This is a genomic window from Shewanella psychromarinicola, assembly GCF_003855155.1.
GTDB lineage: Bacteria > Pseudomonadota > Gammaproteobacteria > Enterobacterales > Shewanellaceae > Shewanella > Shewanella psychromarinicola.
Genome location: NZ_CP034073.1, coordinates 4,824,107 through 4,850,184 on the forward strand (window position 1 = coordinate 4,824,107; position 26,078 = coordinate 4,850,184).

General features: G+C 43.7%; 19 protein-coding genes. 3 read left to right on the forward strand and 16 right to left on the reverse strand.

What is annotated here, in order from left to right; all coding sequences use genetic code 11:
• Positions 1-103: 103 nt before the first annotated feature.
• The 4 genes from EGC80_RS20975 to EGC80_RS20990 form a co-directional block, all read right to left on the reverse strand.
• Entirely contained in the window at positions 104-3,385 is a 3,282-nt protein-coding gene (locus EGC80_RS20975) for a S41 family peptidase (protein WP_124012018.1), read from the reverse strand.
• 226 nt (positions 3,386-3,611) lie between these two features.
• Positions 3,612-4,445 (reverse strand): hypothetical protein, encoded by an 834-nt coding sequence (locus tag EGC80_RS20980; RefSeq protein WP_124012019.1) that lies wholly within the window; start codon positions 4,443-4,445, stop codon positions 3,612-3,614.
• A complete protein-coding gene (locus tag EGC80_RS20985) occupies positions 4,442-5,059 on the reverse strand; it encodes a sigma-70 family RNA polymerase sigma factor (protein WP_164839514.1) in 618 nt (205 codons plus the stop codon). Before EGC80_RS20985 ends, EGC80_RS20980 begins: the two co-directional genes overlap by 4 nt.
• A 21-nt stretch (positions 5,060-5,080) precedes the next feature.
• Positions 5,081-6,913: a vWA domain-containing protein gene (locus EGC80_RS20990; RefSeq protein ID WP_124012021.1), complete on the reverse strand. Its 1,833-nt coding sequence runs from the start codon at positions 6,911-6,913 to the stop codon at positions 5,081-5,083.
• A gap of 355 nt (positions 6,914-7,268) precedes the next feature.
• Between EGC80_RS20990 and purE the strand changes: the two genes are divergently transcribed.
• Positions 7,269-7,760, forward strand: a complete 492-nt coding sequence (gene purE / locus EGC80_RS20995; RefSeq protein WP_101032438.1) for a 5-(carboxyamino)imidazole ribonucleotide mutase — start codon at positions 7,269-7,271, stop codon at positions 7,758-7,760.
• Positions 7,760-8,845 carry a 5-(carboxyamino)imidazole ribonucleotide synthase gene (gene purK / locus EGC80_RS21000; protein ID WP_124012022.1) on the forward strand — a complete coding sequence of 362 codons (1,086 nt, stop codon included), beginning with the start codon at positions 7,760-7,762 and terminating at the stop codon, positions 8,843-8,845. The genes purE and purK overlap by 1 nt, the downstream gene beginning before the upstream one ends.
• An 82-nt stretch (positions 8,846-8,927) precedes the next feature.
• On the opposite strand, the gene EGC80_RS21005 is transcribed toward purK, so the two are convergent.
• The 5 genes from EGC80_RS21005 to EGC80_RS21025 all read right to left on the reverse strand — a co-directional run bounded on the left by EGC80_RS21005 (position 8,928) and on the right by EGC80_RS21025 (position 15,727).
• Positions 8,928-9,545 (reverse strand): transglycosylase SLT domain-containing protein, encoded by a 618-nt coding sequence (locus EGC80_RS21005; RefSeq protein WP_124012023.1) that lies wholly within the window; start codon positions 9,543-9,545, stop codon positions 8,928-8,930.
• Positions 9,546-9,706: 161 nt separating this feature from the next.
• Positions 9,707-10,141, reverse strand: a complete 435-nt coding sequence (locus EGC80_RS21010) for a hypothetical protein (protein ID WP_124012024.1) — start codon at positions 10,139-10,141, stop codon at positions 9,707-9,709.
• A gap of 2 nt (positions 10,142-10,143) precedes the next feature.
• Positions 10,144-11,787 (reverse strand): glutamate--cysteine ligase, encoded by a 1,644-nt coding sequence (gene gshA, locus EGC80_RS21015; RefSeq protein WP_267898649.1) that lies wholly within the window; start codon positions 11,785-11,787, stop codon positions 10,144-10,146.
• 598 nt (positions 11,788-12,385) lie between these two features.
• On the reverse strand, positions 12,386-15,241 hold the full coding sequence (locus tag EGC80_RS21020) for a M16 family metallopeptidase (RefSeq protein ID WP_372491474.1): 2,856 nt from the start codon (positions 15,239-15,241) through the stop codon (positions 12,386-12,388).
• A 57-nt stretch (positions 15,242-15,298) separates the two neighbouring features.
• A complete protein-coding gene (locus EGC80_RS21025; RefSeq protein WP_101032444.1) occupies positions 15,299-15,727 on the reverse strand; it encodes a YqaA family protein in 429 nt (142 codons plus the stop codon).
• A gap of 867 nt (positions 15,728-16,594) precedes the next feature.
• Here EGC80_RS21025 and EGC80_RS21030 point away from each other — a divergent pair.
• On the forward strand, positions 16,595-17,848 hold the full coding sequence (locus tag EGC80_RS21030; RefSeq protein ID WP_124012027.1) for a dicarboxylate/amino acid:cation symporter: 1,254 nt from the start codon (positions 16,595-16,597) through the stop codon (positions 17,846-17,848).
• 95 nt (positions 17,849-17,943) lie between these two features.
• On the opposite strand, the gene EGC80_RS21035 is transcribed toward EGC80_RS21030, so the two are convergent.
• The 7 genes from EGC80_RS21035 to tnpA all read right to left on the reverse strand — a co-directional run bounded on the left by EGC80_RS21035 (position 17,944) and on the right by tnpA (position 26,058).
• A complete protein-coding gene (locus tag EGC80_RS21035) occupies positions 17,944-19,107 on the reverse strand; it encodes an alginate export family protein (protein ID WP_233768671.1) in 1,164 nt (387 codons plus the stop codon).
• Between the two features lie 890 nt (positions 19,108-19,997).
• The gene (locus EGC80_RS21040) at positions 19,998-21,128 is read right to left on the reverse strand and encodes a sodium ion-translocating decarboxylase subunit beta (protein WP_124012029.1); all 1,131 of its coding nucleotides are present in this window, start codon (positions 21,126-21,128) and stop codon (positions 19,998-20,000) included.
• 9 nt (positions 21,129-21,137) lie between these two features.
• A complete protein-coding gene (gene oadA / locus EGC80_RS21045) occupies positions 21,138-22,916 on the reverse strand; it encodes a sodium-extruding oxaloacetate decarboxylase subunit alpha (protein WP_124012030.1) in 1,779 nt (592 codons plus the stop codon).
• Between the two features lie 13 nt (positions 22,917-22,929).
• Entirely contained in the window at positions 22,930-23,178 is a 249-nt protein-coding gene (locus EGC80_RS21050; protein WP_101032449.1) for an OadG family transporter subunit, read from the reverse strand.
• Between the two features lie 530 nt (positions 23,179-23,708).
• Positions 23,709-25,304 carry an IS66 family transposase gene (tnpC, locus tag EGC80_RS21055; RefSeq protein ID WP_124012031.1) on the reverse strand — a complete coding sequence of 532 codons (1,596 nt, stop codon included), beginning with the start codon at positions 25,302-25,304 and terminating at the stop codon, positions 23,709-23,711.
• A gap of 83 nt (positions 25,305-25,387) precedes the next feature.
• Complete coding sequence (gene tnpB / locus EGC80_RS21060; RefSeq protein ID WP_164839515.1) at positions 25,388-25,735, reverse strand: IS66 family insertion sequence element accessory protein TnpB; 348 nt, start codon at positions 25,733-25,735, stop codon at positions 25,388-25,390.
• Positions 25,729-26,058, reverse strand: a complete 330-nt coding sequence (tnpA, locus tag EGC80_RS21065; protein ID WP_124012032.1) for an IS66 family insertion sequence element accessory protein TnpA — start codon at positions 26,056-26,058, stop codon at positions 25,729-25,731. Before tnpA ends, tnpB begins: the two co-directional genes overlap by 7 nt.
• Positions 26,059-26,078 lie beyond the last annotated feature (20 nt).

The window sequence follows — 26,078 nt, forward strand, 5'->3', positions numbered from 1 at the left end:
AATGGTTGCAATAGCTTCATATGCCCGCGCAACATAAGTACATTGAACCCATATCTACAAAAACCCCAAGTAATCACTTGGGGTTTTGTCAATAAGCTAATCATTATCGCGGTTTTATATCCGCAGCCGGCCCTATTTTAGGTAAAGGCTGACCTTGTAAAGGGTTGATCGGTTGTTGTACTAACTCATCTTTTAAATAGCTAATCGCCGCATTCAGCTGAGCGTCTTTACCGTTAAAAGTCGCATAAGGTAAATTATCAACCTCAATGTCGGGGTCAACCCCATGACCTTCGACGATCCAACGCCCATCAATGGCATATTGTGGATATTCTGCCACCCTCGCCATGCCATTATCGGTCACCGAATTACGCCCCGATAACCACACGCCAGCGCCGGCAGTTTGTTTACCAATAATCGGCGCGATGCTTAATGCTTTGATCCCAGCGGAAAAGGTTTCACCATCTGAGTAAGTCATTTGATCAGCCAACACCACTAAGTGACCTCTGAACGTTTGCTGCATATTGGCATTGGTGCTGCCGTGTGTTGGCTGCCAAAATGCCCATGCACGGCGCAATAGCTTTTCAATAATCCAACTGTCAATGTTGCCACCGCGATTTCGGCGCACATCAATAATTAACCCGTCTTTGTCGTAATTGGTATAAAACTCGCGGGCAAAACTTTCTACATCACCAGAGCCCATGGCATACAAATGTAAATAGCCAATGTTGCCATTGGAGGCTTTGGCGACTTTGTCGCCATTATGCTCTACCCAGTCCAGATAACGTAGTTTGGCATCGGTGCCAATATCGTGCGGCGTCACTACGGTATTAATGGCCGTTTTACCCCGCATCAGTCCCAGTAGCACTTGTTTATTGCCTTGGTTACGCAGCAATTGAGTCACATCGGCAATATTAGTCACTTTTTTACCGTTAATGGCGCGAATAATATCCTCTTCTTGGGCATCCACTTCAATACGCGCCAGCGGTGATGCAGACAATGGCAATTCGGCATCGGTTTGATAAATATGGCTAATAAGCACACCTTTATCGGTTTGAGTCAGCCTAGCACCTAATGCAGCTGCTTTGGCAGCATCCGCGTCTTGGGTAATATCACCGCCGCGCACTTGTGAATGTAACGAGTTAAGCTCGCCCATCATTTGCATAAAAATATCATTGAGCTCGTTGCGATCGGTTAACCTATCAACCAAAGGTTGGTACTTGGTTTTGGCGGCTTGCCAATCTACCCCACGCATTTTAGGGTCAAAAAACGAGTCACGGTGCATTAGCCATGCATCTTCAAAGATCTGCTGCCATTCTTGCGGTGGTGATATACTCAATTGCCATTGATCTGTACTGACTTTCGCTCGCGATACATCGCTTGGCAGTTTGTCGCCCGCATCCACAATCATGATGTTTTTAGGATCTGATTGCTTACGCAGCATTAATTTACTGCCATCTTTTGATAACGAATATTGGCCCACATCCTCGCTAAAGGTATCGACTTTAAGGTTTAGCGGATCAAACTTAATCAGTTTTAGCTCGCTGCTTTGTTCATTGCCATCAAGTAAATACAGTTTGTCTTTTGCCGCCGTTAAGCTTTGGTAATTACCCGCATCAACAGGCACTTGCCATAGGCGTTGGTTTAATCCATCCCAATCCACCTTGGTTCTACCGCCCATTTCCTGCTCTTTATCCGTTTTTTTAGCCTCTTTTTTGACAGTCAGTTCCGTTGGTTTTGCAAATGGGAATGACGCTTTAGCATCTAACGCTAAAGCAAATATTTGGGTCCGTTTGTCAAAAATAGGCCCCATATTGCGGTCGCCCCATGGCGAGCCAGGATTGGCTTTAAATTCGCGATTAGACAAGAAATACAACCATTTACCGTCGTGGCTAAAACTCGGTGAAAACGACTCGTATTTGTCTGTGGTTAAGGTTTGTGCTTTTGACTCGTTAATTGAATACAACACGATTTGTGGCCGCTGTTTACCAATTTCAGCTTTTGTCAGGGCAATAAACCGACTGTCACCAGACCATTTAATGTCTTGATAAGGACCAAGGCCTTCGCCATTTTTGATGATTTTCTGGTTATTGTCGCGAGTTAAATCCAGTAACCACACGTTGCCCATGTAATCGTCGGAGACCAAATAACGTCCATTAGGTGATAACGACAAGCTGGTACGCAAGGTGTTGCCATCTTTGGTTAACTGTTTGGCCCCAGCAGAGCCGTCTGCAGGATATTGCCAAATTTCTTGCTCTCCCGATGCATCGCTAATGCCATAAACCCATTTACCATCATCACTAAGCAGTGCATCGCGCACGCGGCTATTGGCTGATGAGTCTATTTGCACTAAGCGGCGGCCATCATTACTGGCAATAGCCACATGGCTACGGGCAGTAATTACCACGTTGTCGCCTTGATGGGCAAAGACGGTTGAGGTGGCGAAATCCATTGGGTCGTTAACCCATTGCTCGCGGCGATGGGCAAAGTCACTGGTGAGTTCGATATTTAACCTTGATTGGGCAAGATCGGCTAAGTTTAACAACTTGATATCGGCGCCCTGCTGGAACACAATGCGGCCATTATTAAGCTGGGCATCGCGCACCTGCCAATCGGTATATTGAGTGTGTTGTTTACTATCTTTGCCATCTAGGGTCATCGACCAAATATTGTCATTACCAGACTTATCACTGACAAAATAGACCCGTTGATTCCATAACATCGGCTGCTTAACAGAACCCTCATGGGCACTGGTTAACTGCTGTGCTTCTTGTTTACTACCCAGCTTATAACGCCAAATTTCACCTTTAGCGCCGCCGCGATAGACTTTGACATTATCGCCACTGACTTGCAGACCAAATTGAGTAAAGTAAACATACTCACCTTTGTCATCAATAGTGCCTTCTACGGCGTCAGCTAAGGGTAAGTCTGTGATGGTTAACGTTTGCGGGTTAACGGTTTTTAACACCCAAAAATTAGCGGGCCCAAAGGCATTGTCGGTGGAATATAACACCTCTCCTGATGCGGTCCAGCCTTGCAGGCGCACCCGGCTGTTTTCAAAACTTACCCGCTTAGCCACTCCGCCCTGAATAGGCATCACATACACTTCGGTTGCGCCTTCATAATTGGCGGTGTAAGCCACCCACTTGCCGTCTTTTGAAATAGTTGCGTCCATTTCTTCGGCGGCCAAACTGGTTAAGCGACTGGCTTTAGTTTGGTTGAGTTGGGTTATCCACAGATCGCCTTCGGCGGTAAACACTAAGGTTTGATCGTGCAATGCTGGGGCGCGGTAATAGCCTTGATTTGAGGCATTAGCCACGACTATTGATGAGCAAGCTAAAGTACCTAAAACCAACATACAATGCACAACGGAGCGACGAAGTTTCATGGTGAGGAGCGTCCTTATAAAGTCGATATCTAGAGTTAAATCAATATCAATTAACGTATTATATTTATCCGTTCACATTATCAGAGTTGTGGCTAATTTTGCAGCAAAAATATGTAACGAACCACAATTTGAAATAATAAACAGCTCAGCAGTAATTCAATTTGAGATAATAAACGGCTAAGCAGTGATCGCTTAGCCGTTAGTGTTTTAATGTCTCGTATTTCCCTTACTGCGAAGTCAGTTGCAGTACAATTTTATGGTATTGCTCATAAAGTGGGTGGGACGGATCAGATAGCTCAGGGAAGCGTTGATCTATGGTGATCATATAACGTTCAGCCTGAATCAGTTTATTGTCGGCCATTAGTGCTTGTAACCGAGCCAAGGCGACATCAGCAGTATCTAATTGAATGTCCCCTTTTAACGATCCATTAAATGACTGTTTCACTTGTAGTCCCTCCTTGGCATGGCTGCTTGAGTGCAGTTCTAGTACTTTCTTTTGTCCTTCTTCATTTACTTTGGCAGGTGTTGGCGCCGCACTCATTACCGCGGATGATTTATCTGCCATTTGAGATTCAACTGTTCCGTTGTTATCAGATGCTTCACTCATTGCTTCACGATTAACACGTTCGTTATTCATTGGCGCTGAACTCATCGATAATCCCTGAACGGCAATTGATTCTGCTGCTGCGGCATCTTCAACTGGTGACTCAGTTAGTTTAGGCACGTCCGATGTCGATTTGGCCTGCTTAAATGATGACTGCTGAGCAGGTACGCCTTGTTCAATATCAATTCCAACTTGTTTTTGCAGGCTTGGGGTTAACATAAACAATCCCGCCACCAGCAATACCGACGCCGCGCTTGAAAACACCCATGCATTGCGTTGCCACATTGATTTTTTAGGTGAACTGACTTTAGATACATTCGCATCCGAACGCGCTTTGGTTAATATGGCCTCATCCAGTTCAGCCGATGGTTGTTCCAGTGGTTTCTGGTGATAAGCATCTTTGATTTCTGTTTGTAATGCAGTGAACTCTGCATCATGATCTAATTGTTTATTCATAATGTTGTCTCCTGCCTTTGGGTAGCAATACATTGCTTAATACTCTGATAAGCATAACGAATACGGCTTTTGGTGGCTTCTAAGGTGACGTTGGCGATGTCGCTGATCATCGCAGCGGTCATGCCCATTTCGATGTTGAGTAAAAAAGCCTCTTTTTGCACTGGCGGCAGTTTGGCAATGCAATTTTTCATCATCTCAACTTGTTGCTGTTGCTGTACTTGTGGCTCAGGCGAGGCTTGATCATCTGCTTGTAGGCTATCCATGGTTTCACCTTCACCAAGCGGTGTCACCTTGTCGAGCGGCTTAACAGCACGCACATGGTCAATCAATAAGTTATGGGCAATTTTATATAACCAAGTGGTGAATTTGGCCGTGACTTGATATTGCCTCACCGCATTAATCACCTTACCCCAGGTGTCTTGATACAAATCTTCGGCTAATTGTTGGTTATGTAATTGGCGAACAAAATAACGATACAAAGGCCCTTTGTGTTTAAGGTACAAGGCCTCGAACGCGCGGACGTCACCCGCTTGGTAGTCGAGCATCAGTTGCTCGTCACTTCCCACTTGGGGAATTAACGGCTCATCCTTAGGGTATATTGATGTTTGCACCATTTTATCCTTTTTGTGACGCATTTATTGGCTAACCGAACGAGTGTCTGGCTCAGTAATCATAAGCTGTCTCTCGAGTACACTTGCGGTTTTTAGCATTTGCACAAACTCATGGCGATAACCAAATCGGTCTTGGCCCATTGCAGACTGAGCAAGTACAATTAACTTAGCATAATCAGTATCGTGGACATAATTATTATGATTAAGCAATTGCCCAAACCCCGCGACTGCGGCGGCAAAGCGGAAATCATCGCTGGCTTGATGCAAATGAGTCAGCTGCTGATCGCGGCTAATGGGATAAGCGATTAATTGACTGTTTTGCTCGCCACTCGCTTTATAACGCAGCTTTAAATAAGCCACTTCATTTGCAATGTGTTGATGAACTTTAGCTTCATCAATTTGCGTCGATTCTGTGACAGCATAACGCAGCGGATCCACTAAACGATTTTGGCTATCGTTATAACGTATCTCGTACAGCGCGGTGACGGTATGACCCGCACCAATCTCGCCTGCATCAATAGCGTCGTTATTAAAGTCACTACGATTTAACAACCGGTTTTCGTAACCAATAAGTCGATACTCAGACACCACCGCCGGGTTAAATTCAATTTGCACTTTGACATCGTGGGCAATAGTTAACAGTGTGGCACTGAGTTGATCAACTAGCACTTTTCGCGCTTCATTTAAGGTATCGATAAACGCATATTGACCGTTAGCTTTATTTGATAATTGTTCCAGCAAATGGTCATTATAACTGGCAGTAGCAGAACCCAGACCAAAGGCAAGCGTAGATAAACCAATACCACTTTTACTTTGACTGGTGACAAAATCAACCAATTGCTGATGATCTGTCATCCCCAAGTTAAAGTCACCGTCGGTGGCCAAAATAACTCGGTTACTGCCGTTTTCGATAAAGTGCTTTTGCGCTAATTGATACGCTAACTGAATACCTTGGCTACCATTAGTGCCACCTTGTGCAGTTAACTGACTAAGGGCTGTTTTAATGGCGGTAAAGTCATTACCTGCAACACCGTCAAGCACCACACCGCTGGCACCGGCGTACACCACTATCGATACTTTATCTTGCGCCGATAATTGCTGACTCAGCATCAGCATGGCTTGTTTCAATAAAGGCAATTTATCAGCAGACGACATAGAGCCTGACACATCAAGCAGTAGCACTAAATTACTTGCACCAAGCTGGTCTGCTGCAACATCAAAACCTTTAATGCCAATGCGCAATAACTGAGTATCAGCATTATACGGTGAGGGTGCTAATTCAGTATTAACGCTAAAGGGCTGCTCAGTGGTTGTCGGTACTGGGTAGTCATAACTAAAGTAGTTCACTAACTCTTCTACCCTAACGGTATTCTTAACCGGCAGTTGGCCTTGATTGATTAATCTGCGGGTGGTGCTGTAACTGCCAGTATCAACATCGATTGAAAACGTCGATACCGGCGTTTCACCGGCAACCATATTGCCGTTTTGTACTAGCGACTCAAATTTGTCATTAGCATTAGGTGCTAATAACAAGCTGCGATCGCTTGCGCTGACATGCTGAGGACTCACAATACGCTGCGCCATTGACGCTGCCATGACTTTAGCGCTGCGATGCACCTCCTTTGATCCTTGGTATGCATCAGCCTGTGGCTCAGATGCCATCACTAAACCTGCTACCTCAGATAACTCGGGACGCGCTTGTGCAGAGGAATCCGTTTTACTCGCGGATTGAATTTTAGAAGCGGGCTGACTTTGTTTCGCACTGTCTTTGGACTCTTGCGCACAACCACTGACAATAATCGCGCTAATGACTATGGCTAATGCACTGCGAGTGAGTTGCTTATTGACATCGTTCATGGTTTTTCCCTCATCTATCGACTTGTTATTCATATTGGTTACGTCAACAAAGTGACCTTGCATACAGCTAATAACGAGCGAAATAGGTAAAAGGGTTACAAAAAGAATTCTTTACTCCATTATTCATCAATGTTCGATACGAACTTGTGGTGAATATAAAATGTGTTTAAATAGTTTTCGTATTTAGAAACTGAGTGTTAGCCTCAAGAAACACTGAAATGCAGCCAACAGAGCACGGCTTATGCTATTATTTAGCACCTTTTTTATCGCCTTAATATTGACGTTAATCGCCCGCGGTTCCTACTGAGCGAATTAGCCAAATATACTAATAGAATAAGTACGTTAAGGAGTTAACATGCAAGCCCTAGTTGCTGTTGTAATGGGTTCTAAAAGTGATTGGCCTACAATGGAAGCCGCCGCTGAAATTATGGATAAGTTACAAGTGCCTTATCATGTTGAAGTCGTTTCAGCCCACAGAACACCAGACAAGCTAATGGAATTTGCACGTTCTGCTGCAGATAAAGGCTATAAAGTCATTATTGGTGGTGCAGGCGGAGCAGCCCATTTACCTGGCATGATAGCCTCTAAAACCCGCTTGCCTGTATTGGGTGTCCCAGTGCAAAGCAAGGCCTTATCTGGCATGGACAGTTTATTGTCGATTGTACAAATGCCTAAAGGGATTGCCGTTGGCACCTTAGCCATTGGTACTGCCGGCGCGTTTAACGCAGGTTTATTAGCCAGCCAAATTTTGGCGATTAGCGATGCCGCTTTAGCTGAGCGTTTAGAAGCATTTCGTGATGAGCAAACTCGCGCGATCCTTGATAATCCCGATCCGAGAGAAGACTAATGACCTTGCCAAAAAATCTATGGGTATTGGGCGATGGTCAATTAGGTGCCATGCTCAGTCATGCAGGCCAACCGCTAGGTATTAATGTGCGTCCGGTTGATATTATGACACCATCAGATGTGCAGTTACCGCTTGAAGCTGACGACATCATTACCGCCGAACGCGAACAATGGCCAGAGTCACAGCTGAGTTTACAACTCAGCCAACACCCACATTTTATTAATGGCCCAGTATTTGGTCGTTTAGCTGATCGTTTTAGCCAAAAAAGTCTGCTCGATGAATTAGCTGTCGCCACATCGCCTTGGCAGTTAATTAATGACAATACCACCACGCAAACACTACATAATGCCTATGGTGAACGGGTATTATTAAAACGTCGCACCGGCGGTTATGACGGTAAAGGCCAACATTGGCTCAAGCAGGCAGAAGCGACAACCATCCCTGCCGATTGGCGCAATGAAGCCATCGCCGAACAAGCGATTAACTTTGATGAAGAAGTGTCGTTAGTGGGTGTGCGCACCCAAGACGGGCGCTGTTTATTTTATCCGTTGGCGTTAAACCTACATCAAGACGGTATTTTAATGGCATCGATTGCGCCATTAACTCGCTTAGCACCTTTGCAGGCCGAAGCTGAAGACATGCTCAGTAAGGTGATGCATGACCTTGAATATGTGGGCGTGATGGCGATGGAGTGTTTCCGTGTTGGTGAACACTTAATGGTCAATGAGTTAGCCCCTAGAGTGCACAACTCGGGCCATTGGACTCAAGCGGGTTGTCACATAAACCAGTTTGAATTGCACTTACGTGCCTTATGCAATTTACCTTTGCATCAGCCACAAGTGAACTTTCAATGTGTGATGGTTAACCTGATTGGGATTGATAAAGACGATAGATGGTTAAGCCTGCCAAATGCTGAACTGTTTTGGTACAACAAAGAAGTTCGCGTGGGCCGTAAAGTGGGTCACTTGAATCTGTCTGTGCATAATAAAGCGATGTTAGATGACAGCATTAGCCAACTAAAAGCTTGGATGCCACAGCAATATCAAGCACCGCTGGATTGGATTTTGGCCGAATTTATCAAATAGGTTTATCACATAAAGTTGCCAATAAGTATGTTAAATAACAAAAAAGGAGCCTAGGCTCCTTTTTTGTTATTTAACGTATGGGTTAACCAAAAAACACTCGCCATAACCATGACGAATCTAAATTTTCTTTACATTGATGATATTGCGCCGCGTAGGTTTTTGAACGTTTATCCACTTTATTGGCTACTGGCGTTAACCATTTTTTGGCTTTATAACTGCCGCGTTTATAACCGCCCCAACCTTCGTGATAATTTAAGTATTGGTTTTTAGCGTCCCACTTAGACACGCCATTAATTTTATGGGTTTTGTAAATAAACCAGCCCATAAAGTCCATCGCATCGTCAAAATCACTGCGGCTAGACCAACTATTACCGGTTTCTCGAACGTAATCATCCCAGGTCATGGTTTTAGCTTGCGCGTAACCATAGGCGTCACTGGCACGGCCGGTGGGAATAAAACCTAAAAAGTATTGCATTGGTGGTGCAGCATTATGTTTGAATGAACTTTCTTGATACATCATGGCTAAGGGGACATGAACTGGCACGCCCCATTTTTCACGCGTATTGACTGCAGCGTCATACCACGAGCGATGTTCTTTAAAAATAGCACACAGGTCATCTGGCTCTTGCGGTGGCGACGTGGCGCATCCCGTTAATGACAGTAATACCGTTGCGCTAACTACGCCTAAAAAACACTTCATAACACCTCTGCCAGTATCTAAGATATTGATTCTTGACTTAGTTTTACATCAATTAAAAACCAATGCAATTATCCTTAGGAAACAACCATTATTTCAACAATGCGCCTCAAACTGAAAAAACTGAGTGGCTCTGATTGAGCACATAATTAATGGAATTGGTATTACCGTTTCATTTCACATTGATGCGATTCTGTTTGCCATACAACAGGCTGCCAATACAATGAATTTTGGCCTATATAGATTTTGTCGGTATTGAATTTGGCGCCAATATGATAACGCTGATCGGCTGCAACATTGACCGTAAATACTTTCACCTTACGAGCAGACAATAACACTTTTAATTCAGGTGAGTTGATCAGTTCAGCAACAGTAAACTTATGCTCACCTGGCGATAATAAATAATTGGGTCTTGAAATAACCGCAACATCATCTAAGTGAGTCACCACTACACGGTATAAATTGGCACTGTTGTCGGGCGCTAAGTAGCTCGATACTGTGCCACATTGAACCATTTCATCTGGCGATGAAGCACAGCCATTTAGGGCTAATGCCGCTACCGCGACAACCAGCACTCGCCAAGATGAAAAAAACTGCATGATTATTTCGCCTCGAAAGTGCCCGCAGGAACCACATCACAAAAATAGTTTTCTAAGAAAGTGGTAAAATTATCTTGTGGTTGAGCCTCTAGACTTTGCTGTTCAAGTAAAGAGAGTTTGGCCTCATTTTTATAGGTTTGCTCAATATCATGGCTTAATGGGTAATGACTTAAAAACTGATGATAATCATCGGCCAATTGCTTAACCCACACACTGTGATCTGTGCCCTTAACAACGACCTCTTGCATCACCTTGCCTGATAACGTTTTATCAGGATCATCAATCGCTTCAGCCCATGTGCTTAACGCGTCTTGGTAAGCATGGCTAGCATCACCATCGAGTAACTTCGCGAGAGTCGCTAATTGTTCAAATAGCTCGTGCATCCATTGCGTTAAGCTAATGGCCTTAGCATTACGCTGTAATTCAAGTCCAGGCTTGCGCCCTTCTAATACAACGGCTTTCAGGTTAGCACCAATTTCAGCTTCACCGACCGCGTCGGTGTCTTCAGATGGCGACAATAAGCAGTACAATAAAAATAGATCCAGAAAACGCACTTGAGTGGCATCGATCCCAACCGGGCTAAATGGATTGACATCTAAAGCGCGCACTTCAATATACTCAACGCCTGCACGCGATAGGGCCTGCGAAGGTTTTTCACCTTTTTGGGCAACACGTTTAGCGCGAATAGGTGCATAAAACTCATTTTCAATCTGCAAAATATTACTGTTTAACTGACGAAATTCACCATCAACATTGACACCAATTTGCTCAAACTGTTTCGATGGCATTTTAATTGCGGCGCCCACGCCCTCAAGATAATCAGGCAATGAGTTATAGCTAATATTGAGCGTATCTTGTTCTTTGTTGGTATAACCTAAATCACTCATGCGCAATGATGTTGCATAAGGAAGATATAAGGTGCCTTTACCGGTTTTTTCAAACTCAAAATCGACGTCTTGATCTTTTATAAATGAGCTACATAATGCCGGTGTTGAGCCAAATAAATACGGTAATACCCATACTAAACGGCGGTAATTACGGATCAGTCCAAAATAAGATTCAGAAATGAAGTCTTCAAAATTAATACTTTTGCTACAACAAGCGCTGCCATTGCCGTTAGCAATTTTGTCGTCATATAGACGTTGCCATAAATCTTGCGAAACAGAGAAATTAAAATGAACCCCGGAAATAATCTGCATTAACGCACCATAACGATGGGTTAATCCTTTACGATATAAGGTTTTCATTTTACCGTTATTGGAGGTTCCATAATGTGCTACAGGGATATCGCTTACTTTACCTACATAGCATGGCATGCTAACAGGCCAGAGTTTTTGACCGTTTAAGTTACGCACACTGTAAGCATGTGTTTGGGTTAACCCCTCTAATAATTCATCAATGCTATGACAAACTGGCGTAATAAATTCTAATAGGGACTCGCTATAATCGGTAGTAATACGCGAATGCGTCAGCGCAGAACCGAGCGATTTTGGATGTTCATCTTGTGCTAAATGACCATTTTCATCAATACGCAATGCTTCACGCTCAATTCCACGTAACATGCCCAATAAAGACTCACGGCCTTGAGTGTCGCTTAAGTGTTCGACTTTTTCATTGAAAGACTTCAATTTACTACTCTCTTTTATGGATTCGCATTGCGAGTAAACAGCTAGACCTGATGATAAACGAGATGATTAGTGATACGCGAAAAAAATGTAACTAAGTATAAATCAACTTGTTTATAGGTCTTAAATTAAAAATGGCAACACTCTCTGTCACCCTTGATGGAGCCTTAAACATTATCTTTTATTTAGCGGATAACCGACACAAAATGATATGACGATTAAAGCACACCAATTAGCTCAACCTATTATATACCCAAGTCACTTCAACATGCTCGTTTCAGTACTCCTGTAGGATAACAGAACAGGGCAGTGATTGAAGACAATGGTGACGCCTTACCGAGAGCGTCGCTTCGCGACTGATAGGTTCTAGGAACTCGCAAGCTCGCCAGAGGGCGGTGCTTCGCTCCTTCTAGGTGCTAGGTTTTAGGTCCTAGATTCTAGAAGCGTAGCGTCCTCGAAGACCGCAGGTTGTCCTAGCAGCCGCAGGCGCTCTATTCCTAGACCCTAGTTGGACGCAGTCCGCCTAGAACCTAGCAGCGAAGCGTATATGTCCTGTATATATGGTTAACACTAGCGTATTTCAAGGCTAGTGTTAACCTTCGTAGTAACAAGTGTTCAACTAGTCGACAAGTGTCACCATTTCAATCTGATACCCCAGCGCTTTTAGTTGAGGTTCAACGATGGATTTATCACCGACAACTAACATCACCATCGTATTGATATCTAATAATTTACTGGCAAGTTTATTTAACTCATCCGTCGAAATGGTTTTAACAATTTCATCTTGCTGAGCGGTAAAGTTTCTATCTAACTGATAGCGCTGGATCATCCTTAAAAAACCGGCTTTTTGATACGGAGTTTCGTATTCTAACGCTTGGCTTTGCGCAATCGAACTGCGCATAAAGGCACTTTCTTCGTCGGTCATACCTGATGCTTGGTAAGCATTAATTTCGTTGACAAACTCAGCCAACGCTAAGCCGGTCACATCGCTTCTGACGCTGGCATTGGCAATAAACTGACCCGAATCTTCAGCACCACTAAATTGAGTGCGAGCGCCATAAGTGTAACCTTTATCTTCACGTAGATTAAGATTGATACGGCTGTTAAATGCTCCCCCTAATGGATAGTTCATCAAATAAGCCTTAAAGTAATCACCCGTTGTGTCGTAAGGTAACGACACTTGGCCAATATCAATGACCGACTGAGCGGCTCCCGGTTTATCAATCAAATAAATGGTGTTTTTATGGTGTGTTGGCAGTGCAGGTAATGCGGCAACCTGAGTCGCCTCGCCTTGCCATTCATTAAACATCGACAATTTTGGCATGATCTGTTGCTGATTTAAGTCTGACACCACCACCATTTGAGCATTACCGGCACGATATTGCTGCTGATAAAATTGCTTCACATCAGCCAGTGTTAATGCCGATATTGAGGTTATGGTGCCATCACTGCTGATCCCCATTGGGCTATCGGCACCGTATAGCAATTTTGAAAAGCCACTGCGAGCAAGATAGTTCGCATCGGACATTTGATGTTGCAAGCCTTGCAACTGCTGCTGCTTCAGTCTTTCAAAATCTGCCGCCACAAAACCTGGGCTAAATAAGCGCTCTTTAACGATGGCAAGCGTGGCATCAAGATTTTCGGTCAAACTTGATACTTTAATGTAACTCTGTGAATTACTCGCGCCAAAGCTAATTGACGAACCCAGCAGATCAAGCGCGCCAGCCAGTGCTTCACTGCTGCGTTGCGCACTTGACTCATTAAGCATGGACGCAGTTAACTCGGCCAGACCCGCCTGATTGATGGGTGCTAAGCGATGACCGCCATCTAAATAAATAAGCAATTCGACCGTTGGGGTTTCATCACTTTCGGTGCCCATGACGTTAATGCCATTGGCGAGTTGACTGTCCCACAATTGTGGCACGGTCAATAACGGTGCGGCGGCAGACGACGGCATTTTATTACGATCAAATGAGGATTTAGCTAAGGTAATATCGGTTAATCCCGTTACCGCATCTTGTGCTATTGGCAAGGTACTAGGCTCGAAATTATCAGCATGGGCAATCAATTGCGTTTGCCCTTCTGGCACCACACTCATCACTACCATTGGCTTATTTTTAATGTAGGTATTAAACACGCGCATCACATCGGCTTGGGTCACATTGGCATAACGGGCTAAATCTGATGCCACCATGTCCGGTTTGCCAAAAAAGGTTTGATTGGAGGCAAGTGTTGATACTTTTCCGGCCACGCTTTGCATCCCAAAAATAGTCGACGCTTCGAACTGCACTTTGACTTTCTGTAAGTCGTCGTCGGTAACACCGCGTTGTTCAAACTCAGCGATGGTTTGATTAATTTTGATTTCAAGTTCAGCAAGACTGCCGCCTTTAGCGGGGTTCGCCACTGCGTACAGTGATAGCTGGCAGGTGAGCTCTTGGCAAGGATGGCTCACCGCAGCTTGTACCGCATAGCCATCTTTGACTAAGTTTTTATAAATGAGCGAGGTTTTGCCGCCACCGAGAATATTGGCCAGTAGATCTAATGGCGCTTCATCTTTGTGCTGCACGTAAACCGTTGGGAAACCTATATAAATCAATGGCAAATGTACTTTGTCTTCCATTGAGATATAACGAGTTTTATCCAATGTCACCATGGTTTTAGCGTCAGGCTTAACCTTAGGTCCTGCTGGGATTTCACCAAAATACTTATTTACCCACGTCAGCGTTTGCATTTCATTAAAGTCACCACCAATGGTTAAGGTGGCATTGTTAGGCCCATACCAACGTTGGAAGAAATGCTTCACGTCATCAACCGTGGCGCGATTTAAATCGTCTGGCCAGCCAATTACAGGCCAAGAGTACGGATGCCCCGCAGGATAAAATGCTTGGTTAAAACGCTCATTCAATCGCCCGTATGGACGGTTATCAATCCGCTGTGCGCGTTCATTTTTAACGGTTTCTCGCTGTACTTCGAATTTTTCGCTCGTCAGTGCGGGTAAGAAAAAGCCCATACGATCTGACTCTAACCAGAGCATTTTTTCTAATTGGTTACTCGGCACCGTTTCAAAGTAATTGGTTCTGTCGGTATTGGTGCTACCGTTCAATGTTCCGCCGGCTTCAGTAACAACTTTAAAATGCTGTTCGTCACCAACATGTTGCGATCCTTGGAACATCATGTGTTCAAATAGATGGGCAAAACCACTGCGGCCGGCTAATTCACGCGCCGATCCCACATGGTAGGTTACATCGACATGAACTAAAGGATCAGACTTGTCTTGATGTAAAATAACGGTTAAGCCATTGGCTAACTGATATTTTTTATAGGGAATACTGACTTGATTTTCGGACGCAGTGGCCGTTTCAATTAAGCTCACGCCTTGGGGTAAACTCGGTGATTTGTGGGCGTCATATGCACAACCACTCAATGCCGCACTGATAGCTGCAGCGAATATCCATTGATTTACATTTAGTTTCAAAATCGACTCCTTTCTTATTACAACAAACATAACCACAGTTGCAGAAATGACAAAATATCAATACTCAACCATATACATAACCAAGAATACGATGACGCTGTAACGTAATAGCTTACCGATAAACATCAACAATGAAGCAGGCACAATGGGCATTTTCAGCCACCCAGCCAGTAAACATAACAAATCACCGATTATCGGTAACCAAGACAATAGTAAGGCCCACAGACCATATTTTTCAATCCATGCCAGTGCATAGCGATATTGACGTCGTTGAATATCTTGTGGATTTTTGGCTAATCGCCCTGCACGACCAAGGCCATAGCTGGTTATCGCCCCCAGCGTATTCCCTATGCTGGCCAGTATCAATAATTCAAGCCATGATGATGGTGTTTGATTCAATAATCCTACGAGTAACACTTCAGAGCCGCCAGGCAATAAGGTTGCGGCAAAAAAAGCGCCGCTGAACATCAACCACAAACTGGTCATTGATAACCCTTTTTACTAGTGTTCATATTCATTTAACGAACCCATTCATAGTGTTTTCATCATACTGACGAAGTGACAACATCACTATTTGTCGATGAATTTGCTCAGCCGATATCTTAACGTTAATCTGCTCAGAGTAAATGCGTAACAACATGATAGCTAGGGCCGATTGCTCTTTTGGGGCAACAATTTGTTCGCAAAAAAAATGATTAACACTTTGGATGAATATGATGTGGCGCAAATATTAGCGACAAAGACGCTTGTTTACCCATAAACTCACCTGTTTAGGCAAATACTGCTAGCAGCAGTGGTTTTTTCTACTGCGTTATCACTTATTCATCTACAACAACTCAACCTCATTAACTCTGCCTGTAGAAAATTGCCACAAACAGCTACAAAAAATCATCTTCAAATATCAACAGGCTCTCATCAAATGGTGACAACATCCATTACCTCAAAGCTTCATTTTGTGCCACGCCATTTAGGTGCATTGGCCCGTTATAGCTTAATCAGTTAATGATTAGTAAAAAAACGTAAAGTTATAATAACAAAGTTAATTATTCATATAAGTTATAATAACAAAGTTAGTTATTCATCTAAGTTATAATAAAATAACGTTGTTTGTCATTCGTTCAGTTCATACAATGCAGTTAATATTTATTAACCTTATCAGGTTGATTAGCGAACGGTTGAGTATAAACACCATCCATCGCCTTCAACAAGCTAGACAGTAATACAGCACCATATCGCCATCGAAAGGTTTAGCTTTTAGTAATTAATCACTCATTAGTGAACGTAATGAGTCAAGCACAACGACGTTGTCTAGTCAGATTTAGTGACGTCATAATGACATAATTTGGAACTTTCATGATATTGAAAACGCTCAATCGCATCCCTTTTTGGCAGAAAGTCATTGCTGGTTTTGTTTTGGGGACGCTCACAGGCGTCGGCTTAGGTGAATCAGCCGTGATGTTAAAACCGCTTGGCGATTTGTTCATTAGTGCCATTAAAATGCTGGTCGCTCCTTTGGTATTTTGCGCCATAGTGGTCAGTATTACGTCGCTGGGTTCGCAAGGTAATTTAAAACGCTTAAGCTTTAAAACCTTAGCCATGTTTATGTTTACTGGCACGATAGCTTCATTTATTGGGTTAACGGTTGGCAGTCTTATGGACATGGGCGGTAACCTCGCGTTAGCCACCTCTGAAGTGCGTGAACGAGATATCCCTGGCTTCGCACAAGTGCTGCTTAACATGATCCCTGTTAATCCATTTGCCTCTTTAGCTGACGGCAATGTATTGCAAATCATCGTTTTTGCCGCTTTGGTTGGTATCGCCATTAATACTGTTGGTGAGAAAGCTGCCCCCTTAAAAAATGCCATCGAAGCCGGTGCTGAAGTGATGTTCCAATTAACACGTATGGTGTTAAAGCTAACGCCAATTGGTGTATTTGGCTTAATGGCATGGGTTGTGGGCGAGTATGGGTTAAGCACGTTATTGCCTTTAGGTAAGTTTATTCTTGCGATTTATATTGCCGCCTCAATACACATAGTGTTTGTGTATGGCGGATTAGTGAAATTTGCTGCTGGTCTTAGTCCGTTGAAGTTTTTCCGCAAAGCCATACCAGCACAAATTGTCGCCTTTAGTACCGCATCAAGTTTTGGAACCTTGCCAGCAAGTACTCGCTGTACTGAGGCTATGGGAGTATCAAAACGTTACAGTGCTTTTGTGTTGCCATTAGGTGCAACCATGAATATGGACGGTTGTGGCGGAATTTACCCTGCCATTGCGGCCATTTTTATTGCTCAAATTTATGGCATCTCGCTCGATATGACTGACTATATGTTGATTGCGGTAACCGCAACGGTCGCGTCTATCGGAACCGCGGGTGTACCGGGTAGCGCGATGGTAATGTTAACAGTGACATTAGGCGTTATTGGTTTACCACTTGAAGGTATTGCCTTTATCGCAGCCATTGACCGTATTGTTGATATGATCCGCACTGCAACCAATATCACTGGCGATATGATGACCGCGGTTGTGATAGGTAAAAGTGAAGGCCAGCTTGATGTTGAACAGTTTTACTCTGACGAAACACCGGTGCAACAACCAGCCGTTTCGTGATGTTTCGCGCTAATAGCGTCAAATAGTAATAAAAAAGCGAGTATCTATTGATACTCGCTTTTTTACAAAATAGTACGCTTATCGTTTATTGATGATTAGAATTTAGCGTTTGCCCACAACCACACTTTATCGGTATCGACTTTACCAGCGCCGGCATCGCCCGCTGAGTAAGCGGCGTATTTAACGCCTACGGTATAATGTTTATCAATAGGTAAACTAAATACCGCATCTACTTCGTTACCTAAATCATTAACAGTGGCACTTGACTCGTCAGCTTCAAAATCATGATAAACCAGCGCCCATTTGCCGCCCACTAAGCTACCACCGACTGACACATAAGTATCGGCCAAGCCTTGCTTGGGTGTGGCTAAGAATTGATCTGACCAACCATTAAATGCGTGCAAAGTGGCCAGTGGCGTCGCAAAACCGTACTCGCCATTGTCAGAACCGAGTAATTCATAACCTACTTTAAAGGTTAAACCGCTAACACCTACACCGATTTCTCCTAGCATATAATCTGCAGAATATGAGGTTGTTGCCTTGTCAGCATCTTGAGTGGCATATTCTAGGGTATAAAGTAGTTTAATTTTATCGAGATTTTTGGCACCAGCAAAGCGAACACCATAGGTGTCAATACCATTGTCAATGTTAGTATCTTCTTCGAGTAAATAGCCATAAGCGCTAAGCTTACCCAAACCTAAATTGTATGATGCATTGATGATGTGATCTTTTGAATCAATGTCTTTAATGTCAGCAAAAATACGGTTGCGTTTGTAGAGGTAGCCATAATCAATGCTAAAGTCATTAATACCATATTGCAGGGTGACAGCATCGAATGTTTGGCGATCTTGACGCCAGCCGACATGGCCTAAGAAACGCATGTTATCAAGTGCTATCACTTGGCGACCCACTTTGGCTTTAAAGCCACTGCGTTTGTATTGTAAGAACGCTTGGTCTAATTCAGTGGTTTCAGGGTCTGCAATCACTGAGTAATCAGTATTATTGCCAATGGCGTCGTTGTAATCATTTACCCCAGCCACACTGCGAGAGTCTTCAAACTCAACCAAAGCGCTTAATCCATAATACTCGGCCGTCGCAAAGGTTAAGCGGGTACGCAAGGTCAATGCATCGGCATCTTTCAATGCATTTTCTTGATCGACCGATTCATAGCGTAAATTTAAATTCGCGTTTACGGTACCTTGAGTAACAGCATCGGCAACCGAAGTAACTTTGACGTCTGCGGCATTGGCGCTTCCCATGGCCAATAACACCGAACAGGTTAATGCTGATAAAGCCCATTTTTTAGCTGCAGTAGAATTGTGGCAAGCCTTATCTGCAACTTGACTAGCAAGCAGTTTGTTATTCATCTTACATCCCTAATTGTTATTTTGAGTTAAGTTAAGTTAAATTACCGGTAAGTTAAATATACGTAAAATATATGACTATCAAGTTAACTGGTATTAACTTTAGCGGCTTCACGAATCCATTTCCGTGATTTATCCTGCATTTTAGATGCTTGTTTGCCTAGATATTGACGCTAATTCAAAATTTGCGACTTTTGACCGGTAAAATTAACGGCCTGTCGAACTAATAGTATTTTAGGCTGATGTTATCTTGGTAATAAAACCATTAACAAAAACGGTAACTTAGATACCTATAAAGAGGTATACGGATAAGCTTTCTGCTAAAAATGGACTTTAGTATATGTTATCTTTCGATTTGTGATACCCAATATGATGGACATACAAATAAGCTAAAATACCAATATTCAGGGTGAGTCAGTGAACACTTCTTAAACTGATATAGTGCGTTTAATGAACAGATAGCACTCTTAACATATTCGTAACCTAGTCGGTTTGTTGTTTTTATTTGCAGGCTAAGAGTAGCATTTAAAAAGTAACCGTTTGGGCAATTTCTTCTTACCAATATAGTTTGTAAAACATACCGCCTTGCTGTTTATCTTTGACACCTATGTGATAAAGACTAATGCTAGGGCAAACAATTCTTTCACAACCATAACGCCACGATTGCTCAGTATTAAAAGTTAACTATGCCAATATAAATCCAATAGCAGTATCTACTTTACCTTTGAGATAAAAACAAAAAAGCCAATGCTGGCGCATTGGCTTTTCAACTCAATCGATAACGTTTAGCCTAACACTGCCAACAATACGCCGGCGGCAACGGCACTACCCAACACACCGGCAACGTTAGGGCCCATGGCGTGCATTAACAAGAAGTTTTGGTTGTTAGACTCCAATCCCACTTTATTCACCACACGGGCTGCCATTGGCACAGCAGAAACACCTGCAGCACCAATAAGCGGATTGATTTTCCCCCCAGTAAGCTTACTCATTAATTTAGCCATCAATACACCAGAAGCGGTACCAATACTAAATGCGACCGCGCCAAGGATTAAAATACCGAGGGTTTCGATACGCAGAAATTGATCAGCTGATAATTTAGAGCCGACAGCAAGACCTAAAAAGATCGTCACAATGTTGATTAACTCATTTTGAGCCGTTTTCGATAAACGGTCTACCACGCCTGATTCGCGCATTAAATTACCCAAACAGAACATGCCGATTAATGGCGTTGCTGCAGGTAAAAATAAAATGGTTAATCCTAGTACCATCAATGGAAAAATAATTTTTTCCATTTTGCTGACTTCACGCAATTGCTCCATTTTGATTTCACGTTCAGCTTTGGTGGTCAGTAGCCTCATGATAGGAGGCTGAATTAACGGCACGAGCGCCATGTAGGAATAGGCCGCAACCGCAATGGCACCTAACAATTCAGGCGCTAGTTTGGAGGCTAAGAAAATCGCTGTAGGACCATCGGCACCTCCAATAATGGCAATGGCAGCGGCATCTTGCATACTAAACTCAAAACCAGGCACCCAATTTAAGGCAATAGCACCCAGTAGTGTCACAAAAATGCCAAATTGTGCCGCAGCACCAAGTAATAAGGTTTTAGGGTTGGCAATTAATGCCCCAAAGTCAGTTAATGCACCTACCCCCATAAAAATGAGCAATGGGAATACACCGGTTTCGATCCCTACATGATAGGCGTAGAACAGCAAACCACCTTCATCGGTAAAGCCAGCGTTTGGGATGTTGGCTAATATAGCGCCAAATCCAATGGGTAATAATAATAGTGGTTCAAAACCTTTAATTATTGCTAAAAATAGCAATAAACAACCAACCGCCATCATCAGTAGTTGACCACCACTAAAGTTGGCGACACCCGTTTCGCCCCAAAAGGCCAATAATCCTTCCATTTAGACCTCTTATGTTAGTGATAACAATGTAGAACCTACGGTTACACTGTCACCCTGCTTAACCGCTAACTGAATGACTACACCATCTTCTTGGGCACGAATTTCAGTTTCCATTTTCATCGCTTCAAGGATAATGATCACTTCACCGGCTTTGACTGCATGACCATTATCGACTAACACTTTAAAAATATTCCCCGATAAGGGTGCCGCCATGGTGCACTTAATCTCACCCGTAGTGGCTGAGGCCGCTGGTGCTGGCGTTGTAGCAACCGGCGCGGCTGAGGTGGGTGCAATATGGCTGATATCACCACCTTCACTCACTTCCACCACAAAACGTTGCCCTTCGACATTAACCGTATAAGTTGCTGGGCCACTATCGGTGTTAACTTGAAGATCATCGGCACTTGGAACAGGTTCAAAGGCATCGGGGTTGCCACGATTCTTAAGAAACTGTAGACCAATTTGGTTAAACAGCGCATAAGTCATCACGTCATCGTCAACATCAGCTGCTAAGGTGAAACCTTGCTCCGCAGACTTTTGAGCTAACTCTGCACGCAACTTGTCCAATTCAGGTGCAATCAAATCTGCCGGACGACAGGTAATGGCTTGTTCACCTTTAAGTACTCGAGCTTGAAGTTCGGCATTCACAGGTGCTGGCGTGGCGCCATATTCGCCTTTCAATACCCCTTCGGTTTCTTTGGTCATCGACTTGTAACGCTCGCCCATTAGTACGTTAATGACCGATTGCGAACCGACAATTTGCGATGTGGGCGTTACCAGCGGAGGAAAACCTAAGTCCTCGCGCACCCGTGGGATTTCGTCCAGCACCGCATCCATTTTGTCTGCTGCGCCCTGCTCTTTAAGCTGACTTTCCATGTTGGTTAACATGCCGCCAGGCACTTGAGCACGTAAAATTCGTGAATCTATCCCTTTTAACGTACCTTCAAAACGCACATATTTTTTACGCACCTCACGAAAGTAAGCGGCGATCTCTTCGAGCAGCACCATATCGTAACCGGTTGCTCTGTCAGTATCTTCAACCATGGCCACTAATGTTTCTGTCGCGCTGTGACCATAGGTTTGGCTCATCGATGAAATAGCGGTATCCAATACGTCTACGCCCGCTTCAATCGCTTTCTGATAGGTCGCAGTACTGAGGCCAGTCGTCGCATGACAATGCATAGATATCATTAAGTCGGTTTGCGACTTTAAACGACTGATAAGCTCATAGGCTTGCATAGGCTTAAGTAAACCGGCCATATCCTTAATGCATAATGAATCGGCGCCCATATCCTCAAGACGCTTGGCCATATCAACCCATGTATCAATGGTATGAACAGGACTTGTGGTAAAAGAAATAGTCCCTTGGGCATGACCACCGACATTTTTAACTGCTTTAACTGCCGTTTCTAAATTACGTACATCATTCATGGCATCAAAAATACGAAAAACATCCACGCCATTAGCATGCGCCCGTTCGACAAAACGAGTGACGACATCATCGGCATAATGGCGATAACCTAATAGATTTTGGCCTCGAAGCAGCATTTGCTGTGGTGTATTAGGCATGGCTTTTTTCAATTCGCGAATACGATCCCATGGATCTTCGCCTAAATAACGAATGCATGAATCAAATGTAGCGCCGCCCCATGACTCGAGTGACCAAAAACCCACTTTGTCTAATAGCGGCGCGATGGGTAGCATATCGTCGATACGTAAACGGGTTGCCAGTAATGATTGGTGTGCGTCACGCAGAGCGACATCGGTTAATGCTAATGGCTTGATCATAATGACTCCAAATTTATTTTGCGCGGTATTGATGTATCGCTGAGGTAATTGCGGCAATCAGCTTAGGATCTAAGCCGGTATGTCCCGGTGCACAAGGTGTTGCTGGCACTGGTGTAGCTGTCGCTGTCGCTTCTGGTGCAGGAAAAAGCTTGGCAATAATGCCAATAGCGATGATTAAGATGCTCAAAAAAATAAACACTAAGCCCATGCCCATTACCATGATGCCTAGTGCATCGGATAACTGCTCTGATATCGATGTCATGTATTCTCACTTTGTCTGTTAAACATCAAACAATTGCGTTGACTATTATGTACCGTCCCCAATGCGCGGTCACGGTGCAAAGTCACAAACTTGCACCAAGACAACAACCGCTTAACGACAACATAAAAAACTTAAACTATTTAGGAAAGCATAAATATTCAAGCTCTACGCTTATTCAATGACGTTATATTTCATGGTAAAAACAGCAAACTGAGGCTGCAAACCCAAATTCTGCCACGAAATATAAACAATTTATAACAAAAATGCTATCTTTTTGTAAATTGGTCTTACCAAATAAGTAACATTCAATAATGTCGACTAAATAAAATTCAATAAATAAGTCAAAAAAATACTAAATCTGCAATAGAATTGGCAATAACACCTTTAAATTGATAAAACCATAATTCAATCATAAGTATACTTATACTTTGTTGATTTAACACCTTGATAAAATAAATGATTAGTTATGATATGGATAACAAGTGAATAAAGATGTAAATATCACCTTTAATTTGTAAGCGTCCGGCGAACTACGCCTTGTCTAGCTTAACCTGCCAGGGTAAGAGACTGTTGAGGTCACAATCAGGGTAGGATAATTGTTCTAAGCAGTGTTCGATGTAATCGAACGGGATGAGTCCATTCGCTTTAGCCGTTTCTATGATGCTGTACAAAATTGCACTCGCCTCAGCGCCGCGATGGTTGTGATTGAATAGCCAGTTTTTACGGCCTATCACAAACGGTTTTACTGCCCGCTCTGCGCGGTTGTTGTCGATATTGAGGCGACTGTCTTGCGTGTAACAACTCAGCTTTGACCATTGATTGAGGCTGTAATGGATGGCTTTGCCTAGCGGACTTTCCTTTGATACTTGCAGCACTGATTTATCCAACCATTGCCTAAATAACCCCAGCTGAGCACGTGAGTGGGTGCGCCTAAAATACAATCGCTCTTCCAGGCTCAGTGCTTGTATTTGGGTTTCAATACGGTACAGCTTGGCTATCATGCTCAGCGCCATATCCGCTTTACTGATTTTGCCTACTTTGGGCTTGCCTTGTGCTATTAGCGCTTCTTTGAATTTACGCCGCGCATGAGCCCAACAACCGACCAGTTTATTGTTTGCCTGCTGATAAGCCGCGTAACCATCGACTTGTAAATAACCATTAAATACCGTTTGCTCGGTGGCCAGAAAACGGCTCACGCAGGTGCCCGCGCGGCTACCGTCTTGATAGTCGTACAGTACTATATTGCGCAAACCTTGATATCGAGGCTCAGTGCTTGGTTTATCCGCGCCAGCGCAATACACCCACATGTAGGATTTCACCCGCTCATCGTTAATCACTTTGAGCGTGGTCTCATCGGCGTGGATGACATCTTGTGTTAATAGATGTTGGTGCAGTAAATCATGTAAGGGCTTGAACAGCGCTGCAGATTTCATCATCCAATCCGCCATGGTTTGCCGGCTTAATGCGATACCATGTTGCTTGAACAGGGTTTCTTGCCGGTAAAGGGGTAATGCGTACTGATATTTACTGGTAATGAGCTGGCTTAACAAGCTTGGCGTCGCCACGCTTTTAGGGATAGGACTGACTGGCACGGGCGCTTGTTTGATATTGGCCTGGGGTCCTTTAGTCTCACAATGCTTGCAGCTGTATTTTAATCTAACGTGCTCAATCACACTGATTTTCGCCGGAATAAACTTCAGCTTCTCACTACTGTCTTGGCCCATTAACGCCAGCTCATGACCACAGCACTCACACTGCTTATCTTCATCACTGATGTCATGGATAATCACTTCACGTGGCAGGTCTTTAGGCAGTAATTTACGCTTGGCGCGCTGTTTAGGTGACACAGGTGCGTCAGCATCTGCTGTTAATTCAACAGGCTCATCAACCGTCACTTCTGCTTCGTTAAACAACTCACCTTGATAGTCATGGCTTTCACTGCTGGCGCCGAAACGTTGTTGCTGGGCTAAGCGGAATTGTTCAAGCAAACGCTGCACAGAGTGTTTAAGTTCGGCGATTTCAGCGTCTTTCAACTCGATAACATTATCTTTAGCCGCCAGCGTCTCAAGCAATAATTGCTTAAGTAAATCAACGTCATTGGGTAAGTTATCAGGGCTTAATTTCATGGTGTTATTATATCAAATATCCCATTAAATAAGGCTAAAGCAGTGATCTAATTATCGAAAACAGCCTTCTCAATGGCGATCAATTAACTGTAATTCAAGCCGTTCACATGCTGATGCCCCAGGACATCAAAGCCAGATAACAGCCAATGAAACTGTTGCTCAGATAAACTCAGGCACTCATCAGTACTTTTCGTCGGCCACTTAAACTTATCCTGCTCGAGGCGTTTGTACCACAGTGCAAAGCCGGTGTTATCCCAGTAGAGGATTTTTAATTTATCACGGCCTTTATTACAAAAGACAAACACACTGCCGTCGCTGGCCTGTAAGGATAATTGCTGCTCAACGATAACAGCTAAGCCATTTATCGATTTACGAAAATCCACCGGTGCACGGTGCAGATAAACACACGGAAGCTCACGAAACATCAACATGCTTGTAGGCCTTTTATAATCTCCAGCAGGTAGCGTGGGGGTAAGGTGCTGGGGAAAGTCCATAGCCCTGTATGATGCTGAAAATGGATAGCCTGGGCTGAAGCGGAAGGTTGAGCTTGGGTTGTCATCGCTGTCGGCGATGTCACGGTAGCCTTAACAAACGGCGCTATCTGTTGGGTGCCCGTTTTAGCCATGTCCGCTTTGCGGGCGTAAAACCCACTAAGACTAAGCTTGTGCACACGACAAAAATTTGAAATCGTTAAGCCGCTAGCGGATTGCTGTTGTATCAAAGCAGCCCAATCTTGATGTGAACGTGTAGCCATGTTAACTCCTGATGTCATTA